The organism is Micromonospora sp. NPDC047670 (genome assembly GCF_043204915.1).
In the GTDB taxonomy this organism is placed as follows: domain Bacteria; phylum Actinomycetota; class Actinomycetes; order Mycobacteriales; family Micromonosporaceae; genus Micromonospora.
Genome location: NZ_JBIDDA010000003.1, coordinates 172,116 through 192,072, shown reverse-complemented (window position 1 = coordinate 192,072; position 19,957 = coordinate 172,116). Strand labels below are relative to the sequence as shown.

The 19,957-nt window shown below is 75.9% G+C and carries 19 protein-coding genes and 5 tRNA genes; 11 read left to right on the top strand and 13 right to left on the bottom strand.

Annotated features, from left to right (window positions below; genetic code table 11):
• Window positions 1-18: 18 nt before the first annotated feature.
• The gene (locus ACGF7U_RS08895) at window positions 19-549 is read left to right on the top strand and encodes a DUF488 family protein (RefSeq protein WP_393104529.1); all 531 of its coding nucleotides are present in this window, start codon (window positions 19-21) and stop codon (window positions 547-549) included.
• Between the two features lie 79 nt (window positions 550-628).
• Here ACGF7U_RS08895 and ACGF7U_RS08890 read toward each other — a convergent pair whose 3' ends face one another.
• The 3 genes from ACGF7U_RS08890 to bioB are packed head-to-tail and all read right to left on the bottom strand — an operon-like array spanning window position 629 to window position 2,369.
• Window positions 629-1,135 carry a GNAT family N-acetyltransferase gene (locus ACGF7U_RS08890; RefSeq protein ID WP_393104527.1) on the bottom strand — a complete coding sequence of 169 codons (507 nt, stop codon included), beginning with the start codon at window positions 1,133-1,135 and terminating at the stop codon, window positions 629-631.
• Window positions 1,136-1,140: 5 nt separating this feature from the next.
• Window positions 1,141-1,365, bottom strand: a complete 225-nt coding sequence (locus ACGF7U_RS08885; protein ID WP_393104525.1) for a hypothetical protein — start codon at window positions 1,363-1,365, stop codon at window positions 1,141-1,143.
• Window positions 1,366-1,373: 8 nt separating this feature from the next.
• Window positions 1,374-2,369: a biotin synthase BioB gene (gene bioB, locus ACGF7U_RS08880; protein WP_393104523.1), complete on the bottom strand. Its 996-nt coding sequence runs from the start codon at window positions 2,367-2,369 to the stop codon at window positions 1,374-1,376.
• 156 nt (window positions 2,370-2,525) lie between these two features.
• Between bioB and ACGF7U_RS08875 the strand changes: the two genes are divergently transcribed.
• On the top strand, window positions 2,526-3,662 hold the full coding sequence (locus ACGF7U_RS08875) for an 8-amino-7-oxononanoate synthase (RefSeq protein ID WP_393105276.1): 1,137 nt from the start codon (window positions 2,526-2,528) through the stop codon (window positions 3,660-3,662).
• A gap of 79 nt (window positions 3,663-3,741) precedes the next feature.
• Window positions 3,742-4,446, top strand: coding sequence for a dethiobiotin synthase (bioD, locus tag ACGF7U_RS08870; protein WP_393105275.1), 705 nt, complete (start codon window positions 3,742-3,744; stop codon window positions 4,444-4,446).
• A gap of 114 nt (window positions 4,447-4,560) precedes the next feature.
• On the opposite strand, the gene ACGF7U_RS08865 is transcribed toward bioD, so the two are convergent.
• Window positions 4,561-5,724 carry a cytochrome P450 gene (locus tag ACGF7U_RS08865; RefSeq protein ID WP_393104522.1) on the bottom strand — a complete coding sequence of 388 codons (1,164 nt, stop codon included), beginning with the start codon at window positions 5,722-5,724 and terminating at the stop codon, window positions 4,561-4,563.
• A 9-nt stretch (window positions 5,725-5,733) separates the two neighbouring features.
• Complete coding sequence (locus tag ACGF7U_RS08860; RefSeq protein WP_393104521.1) at window positions 5,734-6,402, bottom strand: class I SAM-dependent methyltransferase; 669 nt, start codon at window positions 6,400-6,402, stop codon at window positions 5,734-5,736.
• 181 nt (window positions 6,403-6,583) lie between these two features.
• On the opposite strand from ACGF7U_RS08860, the gene ACGF7U_RS08855 reads away from it, so the two are divergent.
• Window positions 6,584-7,420 carry a hypothetical protein gene (locus ACGF7U_RS08855; protein ID WP_393104519.1) on the top strand — a complete coding sequence of 279 codons (837 nt, stop codon included), beginning with the start codon at window positions 6,584-6,586 and terminating at the stop codon, window positions 7,418-7,420.
• Window positions 7,421-7,506: 86 nt separating this feature from the next.
• On the opposite strand, the gene ACGF7U_RS08850 is transcribed toward ACGF7U_RS08855, so the two are convergent.
• Window positions 7,507-10,434: a M36 family metallopeptidase gene (locus ACGF7U_RS08850; protein ID WP_393104517.1), complete on the bottom strand. Its 2,928-nt coding sequence runs from the start codon at window positions 10,432-10,434 to the stop codon at window positions 7,507-7,509.
• A 216-nt stretch (window positions 10,435-10,650) separates the two neighbouring features.
• On the opposite strand from ACGF7U_RS08850, the gene ACGF7U_RS08845 reads away from it, so the two are divergent.
• Window positions 10,651-11,838 carry an alkane 1-monooxygenase gene (locus ACGF7U_RS08845; protein ID WP_393104515.1) on the top strand — a complete coding sequence of 396 codons (1,188 nt, stop codon included), beginning with the start codon at window positions 10,651-10,653 and terminating at the stop codon, window positions 11,836-11,838.
• Between the two features lie 42 nt (window positions 11,839-11,880).
• Here ACGF7U_RS08845 and ACGF7U_RS08840 read toward each other — a convergent pair whose 3' ends face one another.
• Entirely contained in the window at window positions 11,881-12,456 is a 576-nt protein-coding gene (locus ACGF7U_RS08840; protein WP_393104513.1) for a TIGR03086 family metal-binding protein, read from the bottom strand.
• A 126-nt stretch (window positions 12,457-12,582) separates the two neighbouring features.
• Window positions 12,583-13,185, bottom strand: a complete 603-nt coding sequence (locus tag ACGF7U_RS08835) for a TetR/AcrR family transcriptional regulator (RefSeq protein WP_393104511.1) — start codon at window positions 13,183-13,185, stop codon at window positions 12,583-12,585.
• Window positions 13,186-13,475: 290 nt separating this feature from the next.
• On the opposite strand from ACGF7U_RS08835, the gene ACGF7U_RS08830 reads away from it, so the two are divergent.
• The 3 genes from ACGF7U_RS08830 to ACGF7U_RS08820 all read left to right on the top strand — a co-directional run bounded on the left by ACGF7U_RS08830 (window position 13,476) and on the right by ACGF7U_RS08820 (window position 13,741).
• Window positions 13,476-13,548 (top strand) — tRNA-Gly (locus ACGF7U_RS08830).
• 34 nt (window positions 13,549-13,582) lie between these two features.
• Window positions 13,583-13,653: transfer RNA gene (locus ACGF7U_RS08825), tRNA-Cys, on the top strand.
• A gap of 13 nt (window positions 13,654-13,666) precedes the next feature.
• A tRNA-Val gene (locus ACGF7U_RS08820) sits at window positions 13,667-13,741 on the top strand.
• A 631-nt stretch (window positions 13,742-14,372) separates the two neighbouring features.
• On the opposite strand, the gene ACGF7U_RS08815 is transcribed toward ACGF7U_RS08820, so the two are convergent.
• Window positions 14,373-16,097 (bottom strand): helix-turn-helix domain-containing protein, encoded by a 1,725-nt coding sequence (locus tag ACGF7U_RS08815; RefSeq protein WP_393104509.1) that lies wholly within the window; start codon window positions 16,095-16,097, stop codon window positions 14,373-14,375.
• A gap of 307 nt (window positions 16,098-16,404) precedes the next feature.
• Window positions 16,405-16,644: a DUF6458 family protein gene (locus tag ACGF7U_RS08810; protein WP_393104507.1), complete on the bottom strand. Its 240-nt coding sequence runs from the start codon at window positions 16,642-16,644 to the stop codon at window positions 16,405-16,407.
• 190 nt (window positions 16,645-16,834) lie between these two features.
• Here ACGF7U_RS08810 and ACGF7U_RS08805 point away from each other — a divergent pair.
• Both ACGF7U_RS08805 and ACGF7U_RS08800 read left to right on the top strand, forming a co-directional pair.
• A tRNA-Gly gene (locus ACGF7U_RS08805) sits at window positions 16,835-16,907 on the top strand.
• 51 nt (window positions 16,908-16,958) lie between these two features.
• A tRNA-Val gene (locus ACGF7U_RS08800) sits at window positions 16,959-17,033 on the top strand.
• Between the two features lie 43 nt (window positions 17,034-17,076).
• Here ACGF7U_RS08800 and ACGF7U_RS08795 read toward each other — a convergent pair.
• Window positions 17,077-17,664, bottom strand: coding sequence for an NADPH-dependent F420 reductase (locus tag ACGF7U_RS08795; protein ID WP_393104505.1), 588 nt, complete (start codon window positions 17,662-17,664; stop codon window positions 17,077-17,079).
• A 66-nt stretch (window positions 17,665-17,730) separates the two neighbouring features.
• On the opposite strand from ACGF7U_RS08795, the gene ACGF7U_RS08790 reads away from it, so the two are divergent.
• Window positions 17,731-18,135, top strand: coding sequence for a winged helix-turn-helix transcriptional regulator (locus ACGF7U_RS08790; RefSeq protein ID WP_393104503.1), 405 nt, complete (start codon window positions 17,731-17,733; stop codon window positions 18,133-18,135).
• Window positions 18,136-18,162: 27 nt separating this feature from the next.
• Here the strand turns inward: ACGF7U_RS08790 and ACGF7U_RS08785 are convergent, their stop codons facing one another.
• Both ACGF7U_RS08785 and ACGF7U_RS08780 read right to left on the bottom strand, forming a co-directional pair.
• Window positions 18,163-18,819: a response regulator gene (locus tag ACGF7U_RS08785; RefSeq protein WP_393104501.1), complete on the bottom strand. Its 657-nt coding sequence runs from the start codon at window positions 18,817-18,819 to the stop codon at window positions 18,163-18,165.
• Window positions 18,816-19,955 carry a sensor histidine kinase gene (locus tag ACGF7U_RS08780; RefSeq protein ID WP_393104499.1) on the bottom strand — a complete coding sequence of 380 codons (1,140 nt, stop codon included), beginning with the start codon at window positions 19,953-19,955 and terminating at the stop codon, window positions 18,816-18,818. Before ACGF7U_RS08780 ends, ACGF7U_RS08785 begins: the two co-directional genes overlap by 4 nt.
• Window positions 19,956-19,957: the final 2 nt, after the last annotated feature.

Sequence of the window (19,957 nt, the reverse complement as noted above, 5' to 3'; positions counted from 1 at the left end):
CGGGGGCATGCTTCCCCCGTGGAGCGTGCGTTGGTGACGGTGGGGCACGGGGCGGCCGACCGGGCGCGGCTGGGGGAGCTGCTCGGCGGGGCCGGGGTGAGCCTGGTCGTGGACGTGCGGCGGTTCCCGGCCAGCCGGACCAACCCGGACGTCCGCCGCGAGGAACTGGAGCGCTGGCTGCCGGCGGCGGGGATCGACTACCGCTGGGAGCAGCGCCTCGGCGGGCGGCGGCACGTCCCCGCCGGCCAGCCCGAACCGGACAGCTGGTGGACCGTGCCGGCGTTCCGGGCGTACGCGGCGTACACCCGTACCGCCGACTTCCGGGCGGCGCTGGACGAGGTGCTGGCCGACGCGGCGGCCCGGAGCACGGCGGTGATGTGCAGCGAGAGCGTCTGGTGGCGCTGCCACCGGCGGCTGATCGCCGACGTCGCCGTGCTGGCCCGTGACGTGCCGGTGCGGCACCTGATGCCCGACGGCCGGCTCGCCCCACACCGCCCCGCCGCCGGCGCCCGCCGCTCGGGACCGCGCGACCTGGTCTGGGACGCCTGACCCGCCGCCCAGCAGCAGGGCGTACGCGAACCTGGTGGAGCCGAGCGCGACGACGGGCCGGGATCGTCCCCGTGTCGCGTCAGTCGGTGAGTTCGTCCGCGAGCAGGTCCATCAGCAGCCCGTCGTGCCACCGCCCGTCCTCGCCGCGCTCGTAGCGGCGCAGCACCCCCACCGGGCGGAAGCCGACCTTGGCGTAGCTGCGGATGGCCGGGCTGTTCGCCGCCGACGGGTCGATGGTGAACCGGTGGTGCCCGTGCGCCTCGACCAGGTGCCGGACCAGGGTGCGGATAGCGTCCGGCCCGAGCCCCCGGCCGTGCACCGCCGGGTCGAGGAAGACGTCCAGGCTGGCGTGCCGGTAGTCCGGGTCGTCCTCGGCGTACCACTGGATCGCGCCGACGACCCGGCCGTCGTGCTCGACCGCGTACACCGACACGTCGTCGTCGGCGAGGTCCGCCCGCACGGCGGCGGCGAGGTCGTCGCCACCGCGCCACCAGCGCCGCACCTGCGGGGTGGCCCGGATGGCGGCGAGCGCCGGCACGTCCCCGGCCGTCGCCGGTCGCAGGGTCACCGCCCGGCCGCGCAGCATCTCGCTCAGCCCCGGATCTCGCCGTGCTCGACGCAGACCGCCGCCCAGCCGACCGGCAGCACCTGCACCTTCATCCGGCGGCGGCAGCGCGTGCAGAAGCGCGGCGGCTCCAGCACCCGCGCCGCCGCGCAGCCGTCGTGCGACCCGACCGCCGCGTCCTCGCCGCAGCGGTCGCACCAGGTGGCCGGCGTCGCGCTGCCGGCCGCCGTCGCCGCGTCACCCGTCGTCACCAGAGCGCTCACAGCGTCGCGGAGAGCGCCTTGACCGGCATCTTCAGGTCGTCGAGCAGCTTCAGGTCGTCGGTCGCCGGCCGCCCGAGGGTGGTCAGGTAGTTGCCGACGATCACCGCGTTGATGCCGCCCAGCAGGCCGTCGCGGGTGCCCAGGTCGCCGAGGGTGATCTCCCGGCCGCCCGCGTACCGCAGGATGGTGCGCGGCATCGCGAGCCGGAAGGCGGCGATGGCGCGCAGCGCGTCCTTGCCCTCCACCACCGGCCGGTCGCCCAGCGGGGTGCCGGGGCGGGGGTTGAGGAAGTTGAGCGGGACCTCGTGCGGGTCCAGCTCGGCGAGCTGCGCGGCGAACTCGGCCCGCTGCTCCACCGTCTCGCCGAGGCCGAGGATGCCGCCGCAGCAGACCTCCATGCCCGACTCGCGGACCATCCGCAGGGTCTCCCAGCGCTCCTCCCAGGAGTGCGTGGTGACCACGTTCGGGAAGTAGGAGCGGCAGGTCTCCAGGTTGTGGTTGTAGCGGTGCACGCCCATGTCGACCAGTTCGTCGACCTGCTCCTGGCTGAGCATGCCCAGCGAGGCCGCCACCTGGATGTCGACCTCGGCCTTGATGGCGGCGACGCCCTCGCGCATCTGCTTCATCAGCCGGGCGTCCGGGCCGCGCACCGCGGCGACGATGCAGAACTCGGTCGCGCCGGTCGCGGCGGTCTGCTTCGCCGCCTCGACCAGGGAGGGGATGTCCAGCCAGACCGAGCGCACCGGCGAGGTGAACAGGCCGGACTGCGAGCAGAAGTGGCAGTCCTCCGGGCAGCCGCCCGTCTTCAGCGAGACGATCCCCTCGACCTCCACCTCGGGGCCGCACCAGCGCATCCGCACCTCGTGGGCGAGCTGGAGGGCGGCGGGCAGGTGCTCGTCGGGCAGGTTCAGCACGGCGAGGACGCCGGCCTCGTCGAGACCGACGCCGTTCTCCAGCACCTGGGTTCGGGCCTGGTCGAGGATCTCTGGCATGGCTCGTACCCTACAAGGCCCCCCGGCCGGGGAGAACGGCCCGCGTGTCGGGGCTCGCGGCGCCGGGGTGGACACGCCGGGCCGGGACGGGCGGGTGGTAATTTCGCCCGGCGGAAGCGGTCGACGACGGTCGGCGCAGGCGGCGTGGGGGTGACGGTGGCGGACTGGCTGGCGGCGCTCGACCGCCGCGCCGAGCTGCGCGCGAAGGCGGGACTGACCCGCCGGCTGTCGCCCCGCGGCGCCGGCGACGCCGTGGTCGACCTGGCCGGCAACGACTACCTCGGCCTGTCCGGCCACCCCGAGGTCACCGCCGCGGCGGCGCGGGCACTGTCCGCGTACGGGCTGGGGGCCACCGGGTCGCGGCTGGTGCGCGGCTCCACCGACGCCCACCACGCGCTCGAGGACGCCCTCGCCGACTGGCTCGGCGCCGACCGGGCGCTGGTCTTCTCCTCCGGCTACCTGGCCAACCTCGGGGCGGTCCGGGCGCTCGTGCGGCCGCGTACGCTGCTCGTCTCCGACGCCCACAACCACGCGTCGCTGATCGACGGCTGCCGGATCTCCGGCGCGGAGACCGTGGTGACCCCGCACGCCGACGTGGCGGCGGTGGCCGCGGCGCTCGCCGCCGCGCCCGGCCGGCCGGCGGTGGTCGTCACCGAGTCGGTCTTCTCCGTCGACGGCGACCTCGCCCCGCTGGCCCGCCTGCACGCCGTCACCCGGGAGCACGGCGCGCTGCTGCTCGTCGACGACGCGCACGCCCTCGGGGTGACCGGCCCGGCGGGCGCCGGGGGTGTCGCCGCCGCCGGTCTCGCCGGCCAGCCCGACGTGGTGGTCACCGCAACCCTCTCCAAGGCCCTCGGCGGCGCGGGCGGGGTGGTCGCCGGGCCGGCCGGGTTCGTCCGGCACGTGGTGGAGACCGGGCGGACGTTCATCTTCGACACCGCGCTGCCCCCGGCCGTCGCCGCCGGCGTGCACGCCGCCGTGGGGCTGGCCCGCGCCGGCGACGACCTGCGCGCCGAGCTGGCCGAGCGGGCCGCCCTCGCGGTGCGCCGGCTGACCGCCGCCGGGCTGACCGTCTCCGACCCCGACGGCGCGGTCGTCTCGGTCACCGCGCCGGTGCCGGAGGCGGCGACGGCGTGGGCGGACGACTGCCGCGACCGGGGGGTGGCCGTCGGCTGCTTCCGCCCGCCGTCCACCCCGGACAGCCGGTCCCGGCTGCGGCTGACGATCGGCGCGGGAGTGCCCCGGCGGGACTTCGAGCGGGCCCTGGAGGTCATCGTGGAGTGTGCGCCGTGAGCGCGGGGAGTGAGCCGGTTCTGCGGGCCCCGCAGTCGCGAACAGAGGTGTCGCCGTGACGGTGCCGTGGCGGGGGCCGGTGCTGGTGACCGGCACCGACACCGAGGTCGGCAAGACCGTGGTGACCGCGGCGATCGCGGCCGCGGCGCAGGCCGCCGGCCTGCGCGTCGCCGTGGTCAAACCCGGCCAGACAGGTACGGCCACCGGTGAGCCCGGTGACGTCGAGTCCGTCACCCGGCTGGCCGCCCCGCTGACCGGCCGCACCCTGGCCAGCTTCCCCGATCCGCTCGCCCCGCTGGCCGCGGCCCGGGTCGCCGAGCTGGAGCCGCTGGAGCTCTACACCGCCGTCGACGCGGTCCGCGAGGAGGCCGAGAAGCACGACCTGGTGCTGGTGGAGGGCGCCGGCGGGCTGCTCGTACCGATGGGGCTGCGGCCGTCGGGGGAGCCCTGGACGGTGGCCGACCTGGCGGTCTCGCTGGGGTCCCCGGCCGTGGTGGTGGCCCGGGCCGGGCTGGGCACCCTCAACCACACCGCGCTCACCCTGGAGGCCCTGGAACGCCGGGCGGTGCCGGCCGGCGTGGTGATCGGCGCCTGGCCGGCCGACCCGGAGCTGGTGCACTGGGCCAACCTCACCGAGCTGGTGCCGAACCTGCTGGGCGCCCTGCCGGCGGGGGCCGGCTCGATGGATCCGGGGGTGTTCCGACGCTCCGCGCCCGGCTGGCTCACCCCGGCGCTCTACGGGGTGCTCGACGACTGGCGCGCCTGGGCCGAGGAGATCAGCTGAGCACCTGACCCCGGTCGGGTCGAGGTGCGCCACCGGGTGCGGGCGGCGGTCCCGCCGTGCGGGGCGGCCCGCCCCGCATCCCGTTCTCCCGGGCGATCCGGCGGCGGGCGGCACTCAGCCGCGGCGGACGACGAAGGCGTCGGGCATCCGGAACGTGAGGTTGTCCGGGCACCACGGCTCGCGGACCACCGTGACCCCCTCCAGCAGCGGCGCGGTCTCGCCGACCACCACCGCCGCCTCCATCCGGGCGAGCTGGTCGCCGACGCAGCGGTGCGCGCCCGCCCCGAAGGCCAGGTGCCGGCGGGATCCGCGCTGGCCGGGCCGGAACTCGTCGGGCGCGTCCACCGCGGCCGGGTCCCGGCCGGCGCGGGCCAGCCACAGCACGATGCTGGTGCCCGCGGGCACCGGCGTCCCGGCCAGCGTGGTGTCCACGGCGGCCACCCGCCGCCAGGTGACGATCGGCGGCTCCAGCCGCAGCCCCTCCTCGACCACGTCGGCGACCGCGACGGTGCCGGCCCGCAGCCCGGCGAGCACCGCCGGCTCGCCGGCCAGCCGGCGCAGCAGGAGGGTGAGGAACTGCGAGGTGGTCTCCTGCCCGGCGACCAGCAGGAAGAACAGCGCGCCGACCACCACGTCGGGCGGGTGCCCGGCGGCCCGCAACGATCCCGCCAGCCCGCCCCCGGTCGCGGCGAAGTCCCGCAGCACCCGGTGGAACCGACCCACCTCGGCCGCCAGCGTCGCCTGGCGGTCAACGTCCAGCGGCGCCCAGAACAGCTCCAGCGCCGCGCGGGCGAACTCCTTCACCGCCCCGACCGGCGCGTCGGGCAGCTCGACCAGCCGGGCCAGCACCAGCAGCGGCAGGTCGGCGGCGAGCTCGGCGTAGAGGTCCACCGACGCGCCCGCGTCCAGGGCGGCGCCGATCGCGGTGAGGCGTTCCCGGACCAGCGCGGTCAGCCAGGGCCGCTGCGCGGCGACCCGGGTCGGGTGCAGGGCCTCGGCGACGACCGCCCGGATCCCCGGATGGCTGGCGCCGCCGTTGTTCGCCAGGGTCGGCGGCAGCCGGAACCGGTGCGCGGCCAGCACCCGCAGCGCGGCCACCGGGATCGGGGTCACCGCGTCCAGGGCGTTGTCCGGCCGGTAGGTCGCCGGGTCGGTGAGCACCTCGCGGACCAGCGCGTGCCGGGTCACCACCAGGTGTTCGACACCCACGTGGTCGGGCACCCGGGCCACGTCCGGCCAGTGCGCGTCGGCGGTCTGCGCCCAGCTCCGGAACAGCACGCCGACACGCTAGCGGGCGGTGCCCGGCAGTCCCGCCCGCAACTGCCACACCGTGGTGCGCTTCACCCGTACGCTCTCCAGCGTCTCGGGCACCGGCACGTCGTAGCCGGCCAGCTCGTCGAAGCGGTCGCGGGGCAGGAACGCCCGGCCGGGATCGCCGACCAGCACCTGGGCCCCGGCGCGGGCGGCCCGCAGCAGGAAGCGCAGCACCCGGTTGGTCATCGCCTGGCTGTAGAAGACGTCCCCGGCGAAGACCACCTCGGCCCCGCCGGCGTCGCCGTCGAGGATGTCGCCGAGTTCGGCGTCGACGCGTACCCCGTTGGCCTCGGCGTTGACCGCCACGGCCGCGACGGCCAGCTCGTCGATCTCCACGGCGCGGACGGCGGCGGCCCCGGCCCGCGCGGCGGCGATGGCGACCAGGCCGGAGCCGGCGGCGAGGTCGAGGACCCGGCGGCCGGCGACCAGCTCGGGATGGTCGGTGACGTACCGGGCCAGCGCCTGCCCGCCCGCCCAGGCGAAGGCCCAGAACGGCGGCGGCTGCGCGCTGCGGAACTCGCCCTCGGTCAGCTCCCACAGCCCGATGGCGTCGTCCGCCTGGTGCAGCCGCACCTCCGGGACGAAGGCGACCGGGGCGAGGCGGGCGTGCAGCCGGACGAAGGCGGCGGAGAGGTCGGACACACCGCCGATTCTCTCCCGCCGTCCGGTCCCGGCGTGTCGCGGGGCGGCGGTGACCGGTTCACCACGGACCGTGAAACAGGCCCCCGCGCTTGGCGACCGGTGCGAACACGCCCGTCTACCGGCCGGGTCGCGGCGCTGGCAGCGTTGCGGGGTGGAGGCGAGGCGAGGGAGGGCGGAGCAGGTGGCGACGGTGTGGCGGTACGCGCTGCGGGCCCAGGTGGTGGCGGCCTGCCTGACCGGGGTGGTCCTCGCGGCGCCCCTGCCCGCGTCGGCGGCCTTCACCACCGAGCTGAGCGGCCTGCCGGACGAGTTCACCGCCGGCGGCCGGGTGGAGACCGTCTCCGCCGTGGTCTCCCGCGACGACGGCGGCTGCGTCAAGGTCCGCTGGTCGATGGTGCTGCGGGTGCGGGGAATCCGGCTCGACCAGGTGCGGATGGACCGGGTCGAGGAGACCGGCTCGTTTCCGCTGGAGGTCCGGACCGACGGGGACGTGGCCCGGCTGACCGACCGGCGGCTCGATCCGGGCACGCTCTGCCCCGGCCGCACGGTCACCGCCCGCTACCGGGTCGCCTTCGCCGAGGACGTCACGCGAGGACGAGTCACCCTCGAGGCCGAGGCGTACGACCGGAACCTGCGGCTGCTGTCCCGGCAGACGGCCACCCGGTCCGTGGTCGGGTCGGCCGCCGACGCCACCGCGACCCCGCCGCCCGGGCCCACCCCGACCGAGGCGGGCGGGCCGGCGACGGACGAACCCGCGGGGGCGCCCCCCGCCGACGAGCCGGTGACCGACGCGCCCCCGGCCGCCGGGGCTGGGCGGCAGGTCGCGCGCTCCGGCGGGTTCGGGGCGGTCCAGGCCGCGTTCCTGCTCGGCGGGCTGCTGCTGTCGCTCGGGGCCGGCCTGCTGCTGCGGCTGCGTCACCTGACGCGGGCGGCCGGCGCGCAGGGCGACGACGTCGGGCCGGACCGGTGGTGGGAACGGCCCGCGGCGGCCCGGCGGTGGCGGCCGGCCCGCCGCTGATCCGGGGCCGCCGGGCCCGGATCAGCGGCACCGGGCCCGGCGGCCGTACGTCGGGGCCGGTGCGGCGTGCCGGCCCCGACGCACGGTCACTTCGAGAACGCCTGGAACTCGGCGACACGCACCTGGGCACGCGCCGGGCTGGCGGTCGCGCAGTCGGTGGTGGTCGCCGGGTCGTCGTCCTGCTCGCCGGCGTAGTCCGGCCCGCCGGTGCACTGGCTGGTCAGCACCTCCAGCCGCAGGTGCGTGGCGAGGGTGGTCGGCACCGGGAACGAGCGCAGGTTGATGTCCCGCACGTAGGCCCGGTAGGCGCCGCCGGGGAACGCGTCCGCCGCGCTGGTGTGGATCCGCTGCCAGTTCGCCGGGTCCGCGCAGTCGGTGGTCCTCGCGTTGCAGGCCGACACCGCGAACGAGCGCAGCGCGCTGAGCGAGTTCTGGCTGCCGGCGTCGGCGTCGCCGGCGACCGCCGGGCGCAGCATCGCGCTGACGTGCACCCGCTTCACGACGTGCGGCGCGTCCCCGGGCAGCGCCACGGTGACCTGCCGGCCGGCCACCCCGTCCAGGGAGGCCCAGTTGGTCGCCTCGGTGTCGTCGGCGATCCGGTCCAGGTTGACCCCGTCGCCGGTGACCGTCGCGCCGGACGCCGTGGACGCCAGGTTGCGGCTCATCCGCAGGTCGACGTACCGCTCCCGGCCGGCCTCGGCGACCACGGTGAGCCGCTGGTGGCCGAAGCCGGGCGCGACGGCGAGCAGCTGGTACGTCCCGGGCACCAGCTCGATCCGGTCCGGCAGCGCGGTCGCCGGGTCGGTGTCGGCCACCGGGACCGCCCGCGCCTCGTACGCCCCGACGTACACCCGGATCGGCGCGTCGGCGCTGTCGCCCCTGGGGCGGAGGGTGAGCACGGCGTTGTCGGCGCCGGGAGCGGCGAAGCTCGGCGTCGGGTCGGTGTCGGAGGCGCCGTCGCTGGCCGCGTCCCGGCCCATCCCGGAGCGGGCGAACTCGGCCCAGATCAGCTCCTGGTTGGCGCCGCCGAAGCGGAGCAGGTCGGCGGTGAGCATGTTGTCCCGCATGTCGAGCATGCTGACCTGGCTGGCCGCCTGGAGCAGGAACGAGTCGAAGACGAGCTGCGACCAGCGCCGGTTGCCCGGACACTGCTCCACCGCCACCCTGCCCCGCGCGCAGTCGAGCTGGCGCTGCGGAGTGCCGACGCCGTACCGCTTCATCAGCGCCGCCCGGACCCGGAAGTTGGTCGCGCTCCAGATCTCGCCGTCGGCGTGCACCGCGGGGCCGCTGCTGTGGTAGCCGACGTCGGAGTAGTTCAGCGGGCTGCGGCTGAAGTCGTGGTTGCGGATGCCGCTGACGAGGTTGCCGGTGACGTAGCCGCCGGTGACGTAGGGCGTCTCGCCGGGGGCGCGCAGCCCGTGCTGGAACAGGTACTCGGCGGCGAGCAGGTCGCTCCACGACTCGCCCATCGAGCCGCCCTGGTGCCCGCCGATGCCGCTGTCCGGTCCGGCGATCATGCGGTTGGTGATCGCATGGGTGTACTCGTGCCCGATCACCGTCATGTCGTAGTCGCCGTCGACGCAGGGCGGGTACGGCCCGCCGGCCTGCGGCTGCCACAGGTACATGTTGGTGGTCGGCGGCAGCCCGTCGCGCGGCGTGCCCTGGTTGGCGTTGTTCCGGTTGCCGCTGAGCGCGCCCTGCTGGGCGCGGCCCTGCTCGGCGTCGCCGCCCCGGCCCTGCGGGGTCAGGTTCACCGCCTGGAGGTTCCAGGTCGCCTCGGTGAAGCCGAGGTGCCAGGCCCAGTCGTGCATCCGGTTGTGCATGGCGAAGAGGTTGCCGATCGCGGCGTCGCCGTCGTTGCGCTGCGCCGAGGTGAACACCTCGGGGTTGCAGCGGGCCTGGTGCCACTGGTCGGTGAACGGGTACTCGTAGCGGCGCTCCGGGCTGGGCGTGGCCGGGACGGCCGGCGTTCCGCCGCCCCAGGAGAGCACGGTGTTGGCGGAGTTGCCGCGCGCGGTGCCGGTCGGCGTGCCGGTGGCCGCGTCGACGTCCCACGGCTCGCCGGTGGCCGGGTCGCGGAAGGCGGCCCGACAGTCCGGGGCGGGGTCGCCGCACCAGCGCACCCGGGGGTCCTGCCCGGGGCCGAGGTCGCGCGGCGGGGTGGCCGGGAAGACGGCCCAGCTCGGGTTGTCCGAGTCGAAGTCGACCAGGTCCTCGCGGACCAGCACCTGCCCGGTGATCCCGTCGACGTAGGTGGTGAACGCGGCCGGTTCGTCGGCGTCGGCGCCGATCAGGGTCACCTCGTACGCGGCCCGGGGCCCGTCGAGCGGGGTGGGCACGGCGACGGACCGCACGCTGTGGTCGCGGACGGCGTCCGCGGCCAGGCCGGCGTCGGCGAGCGCCGCGGCGTACGCCTGCTCGTCGGTGAGGGTGGCGGGCGCCGGCGCGGCGGTGTCCCGGGAGAGCGAGGAGCTGACCGCGAGCACCTTGCCCGCGGCGACCGCGACGGTGACCAGGCCGTCGTGCCCGGCCGGCAGGGCGCCGAAGCGCTGCCGGAGGGTGACCACCGCGCCGGCGCCGATCGGGCGGACCAGCAGCCGGTCCATCGCCTCGACCGCGGCGGCGTCCAAACCGAAGAGGTCCTGGTTGCCGGCGAGGTAGGCGCGGGCGGCCGCCTCCGGGTCGCCGGGGAGGCCGGTGGCGAGCGGCGCGCGGCCGGGGCCGAGCGCGTGCGGGGTGCCGAGTCGGTTCCAGCGGACGTCCGGGTCGGCCTTGCGGGCCAGGCCCCGCTGCCGCGCGTCGGGGGCGGCGGCGCCGGGGCGGTTGTCGACGTCGGCGTGCTCGTGCCCCTCGGCGAACGCGCCGGAGCGCCGTTCGGCGGCGGCTCCCCCGGTGGGGGTGGCGGCGGTGGGGCCGGCGGGGAGCAGCGCGGCCGCCACCGCGGTCGCCGCCAGGACGGGGACGAGCCGGCGTCGACGCCGGCTCATCCAGGGTGTCGGCTCCGGTTGTGCCACGGGACCTCCTCGTGGGAGCGGGGTGGCCGACCTCCGCCGGCCCGCACGGCGCGGTAACGCATGCGCATCTGTGGATATCAGCCCGGGTCGGCGGGAACAAGGGCCGCGCCTACTCAAGGCGGCCCGGCGCCGGGCACCGGTTTACAAACATCTGCTCTTGTACAAGTCGGTGGCGGCTGTCACAGTCGGGGGACCGCGACAGATCGGAGGTGGGCCGTGGCCGCCGACGCCGCTGCGACCGACGCCCGCGCCTGGCGGGACGCCCGCAAGCCGTTCTGGCCGCTGGCGCTGCTGGTGCCGGCGCTGCCCTTCCTCGGCTGGGCGACCTGGCGGGCCACCGGCGGCGGGTGGGCCTGGTGGCTCACCCCCGCCGTCGTCTTCGTGCTGATCCCCGTGATCGACCTGCTGGTCGGCGAGGACCGGCGCAACCCGCCCGACGAGGCGGTGCCCCGGCTGGCGGCCGACGGCTACTACCGCTGGCTCACCTACCTCTACCTACCCGCCCAGTACGCCGGCCTGGCGCTCTGCTGCGCGGTCTGGGCCCGGGGCGGCCTGTCGGTCGCCGGCGCGACCGGCCTGGTCGCCACGATCGGGGTGGTCAACGGCATCGCCATCAACACCGCCCACGAACTCGGCCACAAGCGGGAGACGCTGGAGCGCTGGCTGTCCAAGGTCGCCCTCGCCCCGACCGCGTACGGCCACTTCCACGTCGAGCACAACCGGGGCCACCACACGCGCGTCGCCACGCGGGAGGATCCGGCCAGCTCGCGGCTGGGGGAGAGCTTCTGGGCGTTCTGGCCGCGTACGGTCGCCGGGAGCCTGCGCTCGGCGTGGCGGCTGGAGACGGCACGGTTCCGCCGCCGCGGTCGCAGCCCGTGGACCTGGCGCAACGACATCCTGAACGCGTACGCGATGACCCTGGCGCTCTACGCCGCGCTGGTGGCGGCCTTCGGCCCGGGCGTGCTGCCGTTCCTGGCGCTCCAGGCCGTGGTCGGGTTCTGCCTGCTGGAGGCGGTCAACTACCTGGAGCACTACGGGCTGGCCCGGCAGCGCACCCCCGCCGGCCGCTACGAGCGGGTCGACCCCCGGCACAGCTGGAACAGCGACCGCACGGTGACCAACATCTTCCTCTTCCAGCTCCAGCGGCACAGTGACCACCACGCCAACCCGCTGCGCCGCTACCAGACGCTGCGCAGCTTCGACTCCTCCCCGCAGTTGCCCGCCGGCTACGCCACGATGGTGGTCGCCGCGCTGGTGCCGTCGGTGTGGCGTCGGGTCATGGACCACCGGGTGCTCGCCCACTACGGCGGGGACCTCAGCCGGGCCAACGTCCACCCGCCGGCCCTGCGCCGGCTGCGGGCGCGCCCGCCCCGTCCACCCGCCGCCGAGCCGCGCGCCGGCTGACGGCCGCGGCGGCGGGCGTGTCGGCGCCGCGCGTCGCCCCGGCTACGGCGCCCAGTCGGGGTCGCGGCCGAAGGCGGCGACGAGGCGGTCCTGCGGGTCGGCGTCCGCCGGCACGTCGACCTCCGACCGCACCAGTCGGCCCCGTTGGTAGTCGCCGATCCGCTGGCTGAACCAGCGGGCGCACTCGGCGACCGCGGCCGCGTCCAGCCGGGGGTCCGCGCCGATCGCCACGGCCAGGTCCCAGCCGTGGATCAGGTGTTCCGCGATGAGCTGGCGCAGGTACTCGTCCGCCGGGGTCTCGCCGGCCGAGAGCGCGACGGTGCGGTCCAGCGCCCCGGGGTGGGAGAACGCCAGCTCCGCCTGCGCCGCCGCCTCCCGGGCCGCCCCGACCGGGTCCGGGCCGAGCAGGTCGCCCTCGTAGCGGTCGCCGACCTCCTCGATGGTCCGGCCGGCGAGCAGCGGCACGCACCAGCGGTCCTCGCCGACGACGTGGTTGACCAGCCCCCGGACGTCCCAGTCGGGGCAGGGGGTCGGGTCCGACCACTGCCCGGGGCCGACCAGCTCCACCCGGTCGGTGAACTCGGCCAGGCTGCGGCGGTACGTCTCCAGCGGGTCCATGCCGACGATTGTTCCGGCTGGCCCCCGGGACCGAGCCGTTTTGCCCGCTTCGGGGCCGGCCGGGTGCTTTCGCCGGAAGCGTGGCGGCCGGCGGCGACGTCCGGGGCGGCGTCGAGGCGGGCCGGGTCAGTCGAGCTGGTCCGGGTCCAGCCCCAGCTCGCGGGCGGTGACCAGGCGGACCCACTCGGCGAACTGGCGGCGGGAGATCACTCGGTCGTGCACCGCGAGCTGCACCGCCAGGCCGTCCATGACCGCGCTGATCCGCCACGCGGCGCCGGCCGGGTCGGCGCACTCGAAGGTGCCGTCGCGGACCCCTTCCCTGATCACCGTCGCGAGGTCCTCCCGCCAGCGCAGGTCGAGCCGGCGGGAGACCTTCTCCAGCTCCGGGGTGCGCAGCGACTCCGCCCAGCCGTCGATCCACATGGCCCAGGACGTCGCCCGGCCGGCGGGGGTGTAGAGCTTCACGATCCTGCGCAGCTTGGTCAGCGGCGGGGCGCTGGACCGCATCACGGCGTCCAGCCTTGCCAGGTCCTGCTCGACCGCGTACGCGAACGCCTGCGCGAGGAGCCGGTCCTTCGTGGCGAAGTGGTAGAAGACCAACGCCTGGCTCACCCCGGCCGCCTGCGCCACGTCGGCCGTGCGGGTGTTGGCCAGACCCCGTTCCACGATCACGTCACAGGCCGTGCGCAGCAGGGCATCCAGGCGGATCTCGGCCGCACGTCTCGTCACGCCGTTACCGTAGCCCATGCGGTTGAACACGAGCAGTCACCGATCACGGCCCGTCCGCTCTCGTCAGAGTCGGAAGCCGGACAGTTTCGCCTGCTTCCGCGGCGGCCTCCGGCGCGCCGGCGGCCGCCGCTCCGCCGCCCCGGGCGGCGGACGTCCCGACCCATCCTCCTAGGAAGCCCAGAGGCGGGGGCGATCGTCACCGCCGGACGCGCCGAGGGGCACCCCGATTTGGCAACCGCTCGCCGGCTCGGCTAAAGTTCTCACCCGTCACCGGTTAACGCCGGAGACACGCGGACGTAGCGCAGCTGGTAGCGCATCACCTTGCCAAGGTGAGGGTCGCGGGTTCGAATCCCGTCGTCCGCTCGGAGATGCCGCCACGCATGACGGGGGCAACCTCGGTGGGGTGGCCGAGAGGCGAGGCAACGGCCTGCAAAGCCGTGTACGCGGGTTCAAATCCCGTCCCCACCTCGGCAACAGGCGAGGGCGATTGGCGCAGTGGGAGCGCGCTTCCTTGACACGGAAGAGGTCACTGGTTCAAACCCAGTATCGCCCACCAGCAGGAAGGCCCGTCACCATCCGGTGACGGGCCTTCGCCGTTTCCGGAACCGCCTCCGACAGGGGGCGCTCCCGCGCCACGACACGGCGACCGCCCCGCCCGCGGTGTCGTCGTGGACGGGGCGGTCGCGCCTCCCCCGGAACCCGACCGGACGCGTCCCCCGTTGCGGCGCGTCCGGGCGTTCGCTCCGTGGATCACCGGAATGCGGGCCGGACCTTGGGTCCTGGCGACCCGCCGAGCCGACGCACCGGGCTTCGGACGGCCGTGCTCGGCGACGTGGCCGTCGACGATCCAGCCGTCCTCCCGCACGTCACCGCCGCGGTCGGCCCGAACCGGCGGGGCGACCGGGCCGGCGCGCGCCCGCCCGCCGGACACCGCCCCCGCGGCCCGGGGCCCGGACGGTCCCCAGCACCACGACCGGCGACGCGGCGGCCGCCATCAGCGCACGGGTCTTGTTCCTCATTCCGGGCCCTCCCAAGGCGTACGGGTGGCGGGCCGGCGGCGTGCCTGTCCCGTCGCCCGACCCTGCGCCCACAGGCTAGAAAGCGCCCCCGGTCGGGCGCGAGGACCGATCCGCACAGCGATGGCGCGGGCGGTGTCGGGCTGCACAGCGGCGGGAGCCGACGACCGCTCAGGCGCCCGGGGACCCGGCGGGGCCGCCCACCGGGTCCCCGCCGGTGGCCGCGTCGAGGATGCGCACGGCGAGCCAGAGTTCGTGCCGGGCGCTCGGCCCGCGCAGCAGGGAGCGTCCCAGCGCCTGCTCGGCCCGGCCGAGTCGTTTGCGGACGGCGGACACCGAGACCCCGAGCGCGGCGGCGGTGTCGGGCAGCCGCGCCTCGGCGCGCAGCCACGCGCGTACGGTCGCCAGGCCGACGGGGGTCGCCCCGGTCGGCCCGGTCGCCAGGGGAGCGACCTGACCGCGCGCCCAGAGGCGCAGGGCGGGGGCGGCCAGCAGCCGGTCGAGGCCGACCCACCGCGTGTCGTCACCGCCGGGCACGTCCACCCGTGCGGTCCCGGCCCTCTGGTCACGGCCGGCGCCGCCGCTTTCGCCGAGGTCCGCGCCGGGCGGATGCGGCGACGCGCTGTCCGGCCCGTCGGCCGGCGTCGCGGCGGGACCGAGCAGGTGCATGGCCAGCCACGCGACCGACTGGTCGGAGACCCGGGAGAGGTCGAGGTCGAGGCGGTCGCGCAGCACGGCCAGCCGGGCCGCCAGGGTGTTGCGGTGGATGCGCAGGTGGCGGTGGGCCGCGCCGTCGAAGGCGAGCCAGGAGCCGAGGGTGGCGAGCAGTTCCGGCCCGTCGGGGTCGATCCGCCGGGCCGGCCGGTACGACAGGCACGGCGCCAGCAGCGTCCGAGCCCACTCCTGACCGTCGGCGCCGAGCAGGACGCGCAACTCCGTCGCCCGGTCGAAGCGGCAGTGCCCGTCCGGCCCGTTGCGGGCCACCGCGAGGGCGTGGAACGCCTGCTCGTAGCCGGCGGCGGTCCGATGCAGCGGGACCGGCTCGCTGACCCCGACGCGCGTTCCCGGCACCCGTCCGGTGACCAGTCGGCCCAGCGCGTCCGCCTCGCGGGCGTCCGGCGGTCCGGCGCGGTCCGGGGCCGGCACCAGCGCGATGAGGTGCCGGGAGCGGACCGGGCAGGGCACCACCCAGGCCCGCCCGCCCAGCGCGCGGGCCACCTGTCCGGCCGCCTCGCCGCGCCGCCGGGACGCGTACTCGACGACGCACACCCGGAGCAGGTCGGGCAGGTGGGGGCGCAGCGCCGCCGCGATGCGCCGGGCGGGCGCCACGTCGCCGACCATCAGCAGGTGCAGCACGGCCTCCCGGCTGCGCACGTCGCCGGCGGCCACCCGTCGCCGGGCCGACTCGGAGCGCTCAAGCCGCCAGCAGAGCCCGAGGAGGCGCGCCGCGTCGGCGAGCAGGTCGCCGGGGACCGGGTCCGCGGGGTCGACCACCGCGAGCCAGGGGGCCGGTTCCGTCCCCTCGTCGGGGTCGCAGCCCGCGCGGTCGTCGGGCGCCCCGTCGCCGAGGGACACCAGGTGGACGGTGGGCGTGCCCGCGCCGCCCCGCACGGCCGCCGGCGTGCCGCGTCCGTGCAGCTCGGGTACGACGCGGGCGGCGTCGGCCAGCACGCGGCGGTCGAGGGGGTTCCGGCCCGGGCACACGGTCAGCAGCGTGCCGTCCACGCCGATCAGGGCGGCCGCGGCGGACCGGCGGGCGAGCCGGTCGAGGATGGCCGGGACGGGGTCGGGGCCGGCGGCGAGGCGGGTCATCGCGATGGCGGCCTCGCCGCGTTCGGAGCGGAACCGCGACGGCGGCCGTCCGAGCGGTCGCGACCCGTCCAGCTCCGTACACATGACAGCAGACGGTATTACCCAGGTGGGGCGGGTCACGAGGCGAGCCGGCCGAGGGGTGACGCCGGGCACTGCCGGTTACGGGCAGCGTGCCCGGTCCACCGTCGGATGGCGGCGCGGCGCCCGGGGGAGCGGTGCGGCGTCGCGCGGTGCCGGGGGGAGCGGTGCGGCGGCGCGGCCCGCGCGGGTGGCGTACGGCCGGCACCGAACCGGCGACGACGACGGGCCGGGCACCCTCCCGGATGCCCGGCCCGTCGTCGCGATGCGGATTCCGCGACCGTCCAGCTCCGTCGGCCGCGCGAGCGTCAGGTCAGAGCGGCGGTGCGACGTCCCGGCGCTCCTCGACCCGCCGGTACTCCACCGGCTCGGTCGTGCTGACCACCTGGCGGCGACGGCCCCAGATGAGGGTGGTCATGATGAGGCCGAGCACGCCGGCCGCCATGAGGATCCAGCCGACGATGTCGAGGTTGATGCCGCCGAGGCTCGCGTCGAGCGCGAAGGTGAGGATCGCGCCGAGCGCGATCAGGAAGATGCTGGTGCCGATACCCACGACAGCCTCCTTGGTCACAGGGGATGTGGTGCGCTGTCGAAGGACGTCATTACCCCGTGGCTGACCAGCGCAACCATCCCGGTCGGGGGAGGCGGCGCGGGGGCAACCTCCCCCGACCGGCGGGGTGGCGTGCCGGGCGATCTTGCGGTCGGGTAGAGTTTCCTGCGTCGCCGGCGAACGCCGGCGGCACGCGGACGTAGCGCAGCTGGTAGCGCATCACCTTGCCAAGGTGAGGGTCGCGGGTTCGAATCCCGTCGTCCGCTCGCGATCCGCCTGCTCGGTGGTCCGGCTTGCCGGACCGGGCGGTCACCCCGGGGCGATTGGCGCAGTGGGAGCGCGCTTCCTTGACACGGAAGAGGTCACTGGTTCAAACCCAGTATCGCCCACCAACACCTGCCCACCGCACCGCCGCGATGCCCGCCCGGGCGCGGCTCAGTGGGCGATCGTCAGCGCGAACGGCACCGGCCCCAGGGCGGCGATCAGCGGCCGGACCATGAGCACAAAGGATTCGGGCCACCAGGCGTTCGCCACCGCGCCGAGGTCGACGATCCGCTCCGGCGGCCAGCCGAGGTCGGTGAGCAGGCCCGCCACCACCTTCTTCGCGTCCGGGTCGTCGCCGCACAGGAAGGTCGACGGCGGCACGGCCAGGCTGGCCGGGTCGGCCATCAGCGACGGCGGTCCCACCGTGTTCAGCGCCTTCACCACGCGGGTCTCCGGCAGCGCGTCCTGCAGCTCCTGGGCGAGGTTCCCGTAGAGCAGGCGGGACGCGAAGCCGTCCGGCCCCTGCTCCACGGCGTTGGAGACGTCGACCAGCACCTTGCCGGCCAGGGCCGGGCGCAACCGGCGCAGCACGTCGATCGACACCGCGCCGGGCAGCGCGTTGACGACCAGCTCGGCGGAGGCGGCCGTGGCCTCCAGCCGCTCTCGGGAACCGACGAGAACCTGGTGGCCGGCGGCGGACAGCGCCGGGGCCAGTGCGCGCGCGACGTTGCCGGCGCCGAGGATTCCGATCACGCTCATGCCCCGACGCTAATCTGGGGTGCCGCCTCACCGGCAGTACGCACTTCAAGGTGCCTGGAGGATCCGATGGCCACCACCAGCACGGCCGACCGCCGGGCCGGTGCCCGCTCGGCGTACCTGATGTCGCTCGCCGCGTGCCCGACGCACCGCGTCCTCGACCGGATGGGTGACCGCTGGGTGAGCATGATCCTCAAGGAACTCGCGTCCGGACCGCGCCGCTACGGCGAGTTGGCCCGCGCTGTCGCCGGCGCCACCCAGAAGATGCTCACCCAGACGCTGCGCGGCCTGGAACGCGACGGCCTCGTCGCGCGGTCCGTGACCGATGCGGTGCCGCCCCGCGTCGAATACCGGCTGACGCCGCTCGGGGAGAGCCTGCTCCCGGTCATGGCGGTGGTGACCGAGTGGGCCGAGCGGCACATCGGCGACGTCGACGCCGCGCGGGCGGCCTACGACTCGGTCACCCGGCGCTGACCGCTCCGCCGCCTCGCGGTGCCCCGCTCAGCCGCGGTTCTCCCCGGTCCGGGGGCCGGTCGCGGCGTAGACGGCGAGCTGCACCCGGTTCGCGTTGCCCGTCTTCGTCATCAGGTTGGCCACATGGGTCTTCACGGTGGTGACGCCGAGGTGCAGCCGAGCGGCGATCTCCGGGTTCGACAGCCCGAGGCCGACCAGCGCGAGCACGTCGCGTTCGCGATCGGTGATGCCCTGCGGCGCCTGCGTCGGCCCCCGCATCGCCTGGGTCCGTACCGCCTGCTCGACCAGGCGGCGCAGCACGGCCTGGCTGAACGGGCTGTCGCCGGCCGCCGCCCGGCGCACCCCGTCGAGCAGTTCGTCCGGGCTGCTGTCCTTCACCAGGAAGCCGCAGGCACCGGCGGCCAGCGCCGGATAGAGGTGGTCGTCGTCGTCGAAGGTGGTCAGCACCACCACCCGGACCGAGGGGCGCTGCGCCAGGATGCGGGAGGTCGCCGTGATGCCGTCGACGCCGGGCATGCGCAGGTCCATCAGGACGACGTCGGGGTGCAACTGCGCGGCGAGGCGGACCGCCGTCGCGCCGTCGGCCGCCTCGCCGACGACCTCCATGTCGGGTACGGACTGGCACAGCATCCGCAGACCGGCGCGGACCAGTTGTTGGTCGTCGACGAGGAGGACCCGGATCACGTCGTGGCTCCCGTGGGCATCAGGGCGGTCAGGCGCCAGCCGGACTCCGTCGGGCCGGCCTGCAACCGGCCGCCGAGGACCTCCACCCGCTCGCGCAGGCCGACCAGGCCGTGCCCGCCGGACGCGCCGGTCGCGGGTCCCGTCGACCCGCCGAAGTCCCGCAGGTCGAACTCGACCTGATCGTCGCTGAGCCGGACCGACAGCCGCGCCCGGGCGGTCGTCCCCGCGTGCGTGGCCACGTTGGCCAACCCCTCCTGGGTGAGGCGCAGCACGGCGAGCGCCGTGCGTGAGTCCAGCCGGACGACATCGGGGTCGATGTCCACCTGGACGGTCAGGCCGATCTGGTGGCTGCGGTCGACCGCGGTGCGCAGGGCGACCGGCAGACCCTCGGGTTCGACGAAGGACGCGTACCGGGTCGACCCGGGATCGCGGAGCACGGCGACCAGGCGGCGCAGGTCGGCCAGGGCGCCCGCGCCGGTCGCGTGCACGTCGTCGAGCACCTGCCGCACCCGCGGGTCGTCGAGCGGCAGCACCCCGCGGGCCACCCCGACGCGGAGCACGATCGAGGCCACGTGGTGGGCCACCAGGTCGTGCAGTTCGCGGGCGATGGCGGTGCGTTCCTCGGCGCGGATCCGGGACATCTCCTCCCGGGCGCGGTCGGCGGCCTGCCGGTTCAGCTCGCCGAGCGCCCGCACGTGCATGCCCAGCAGCAGCGGGCCGGCCACCGCGGCGGTGGCGGCGTACAGCACGGTCAGGGCGACGTCGAGCAGTTCGTCGTAGTCCGAGAGCATGCTGCCCGCGATCGCGACCGCCAGGCCGCACCACACCTGCCGGCCGGAGCGTCTCGCGCCCAGTTCGAACATCGCCCAGGCCAGCGCGACCGTGGGGACGGCGTCGTTGTCGGCGCCGAAGAACCAGCCGACGGCGAGCGCCGCCGATATTCCGCACACGACGGCGACAGGGGACCAGATCCCGACGTAGCCGAACGCGATGACCCCGATCGCGAGGAACCGGTCGAGGAGGCTGAGGGTCTGTCCCCCCGGCGCGAGGACGAGGTAGCCGACGCCGCTGAGCCCCACGACGGTGAGCCGGACCGCGGTGTGACGTTCCTCGAACAGCCGCCCCACCCACAGCATGC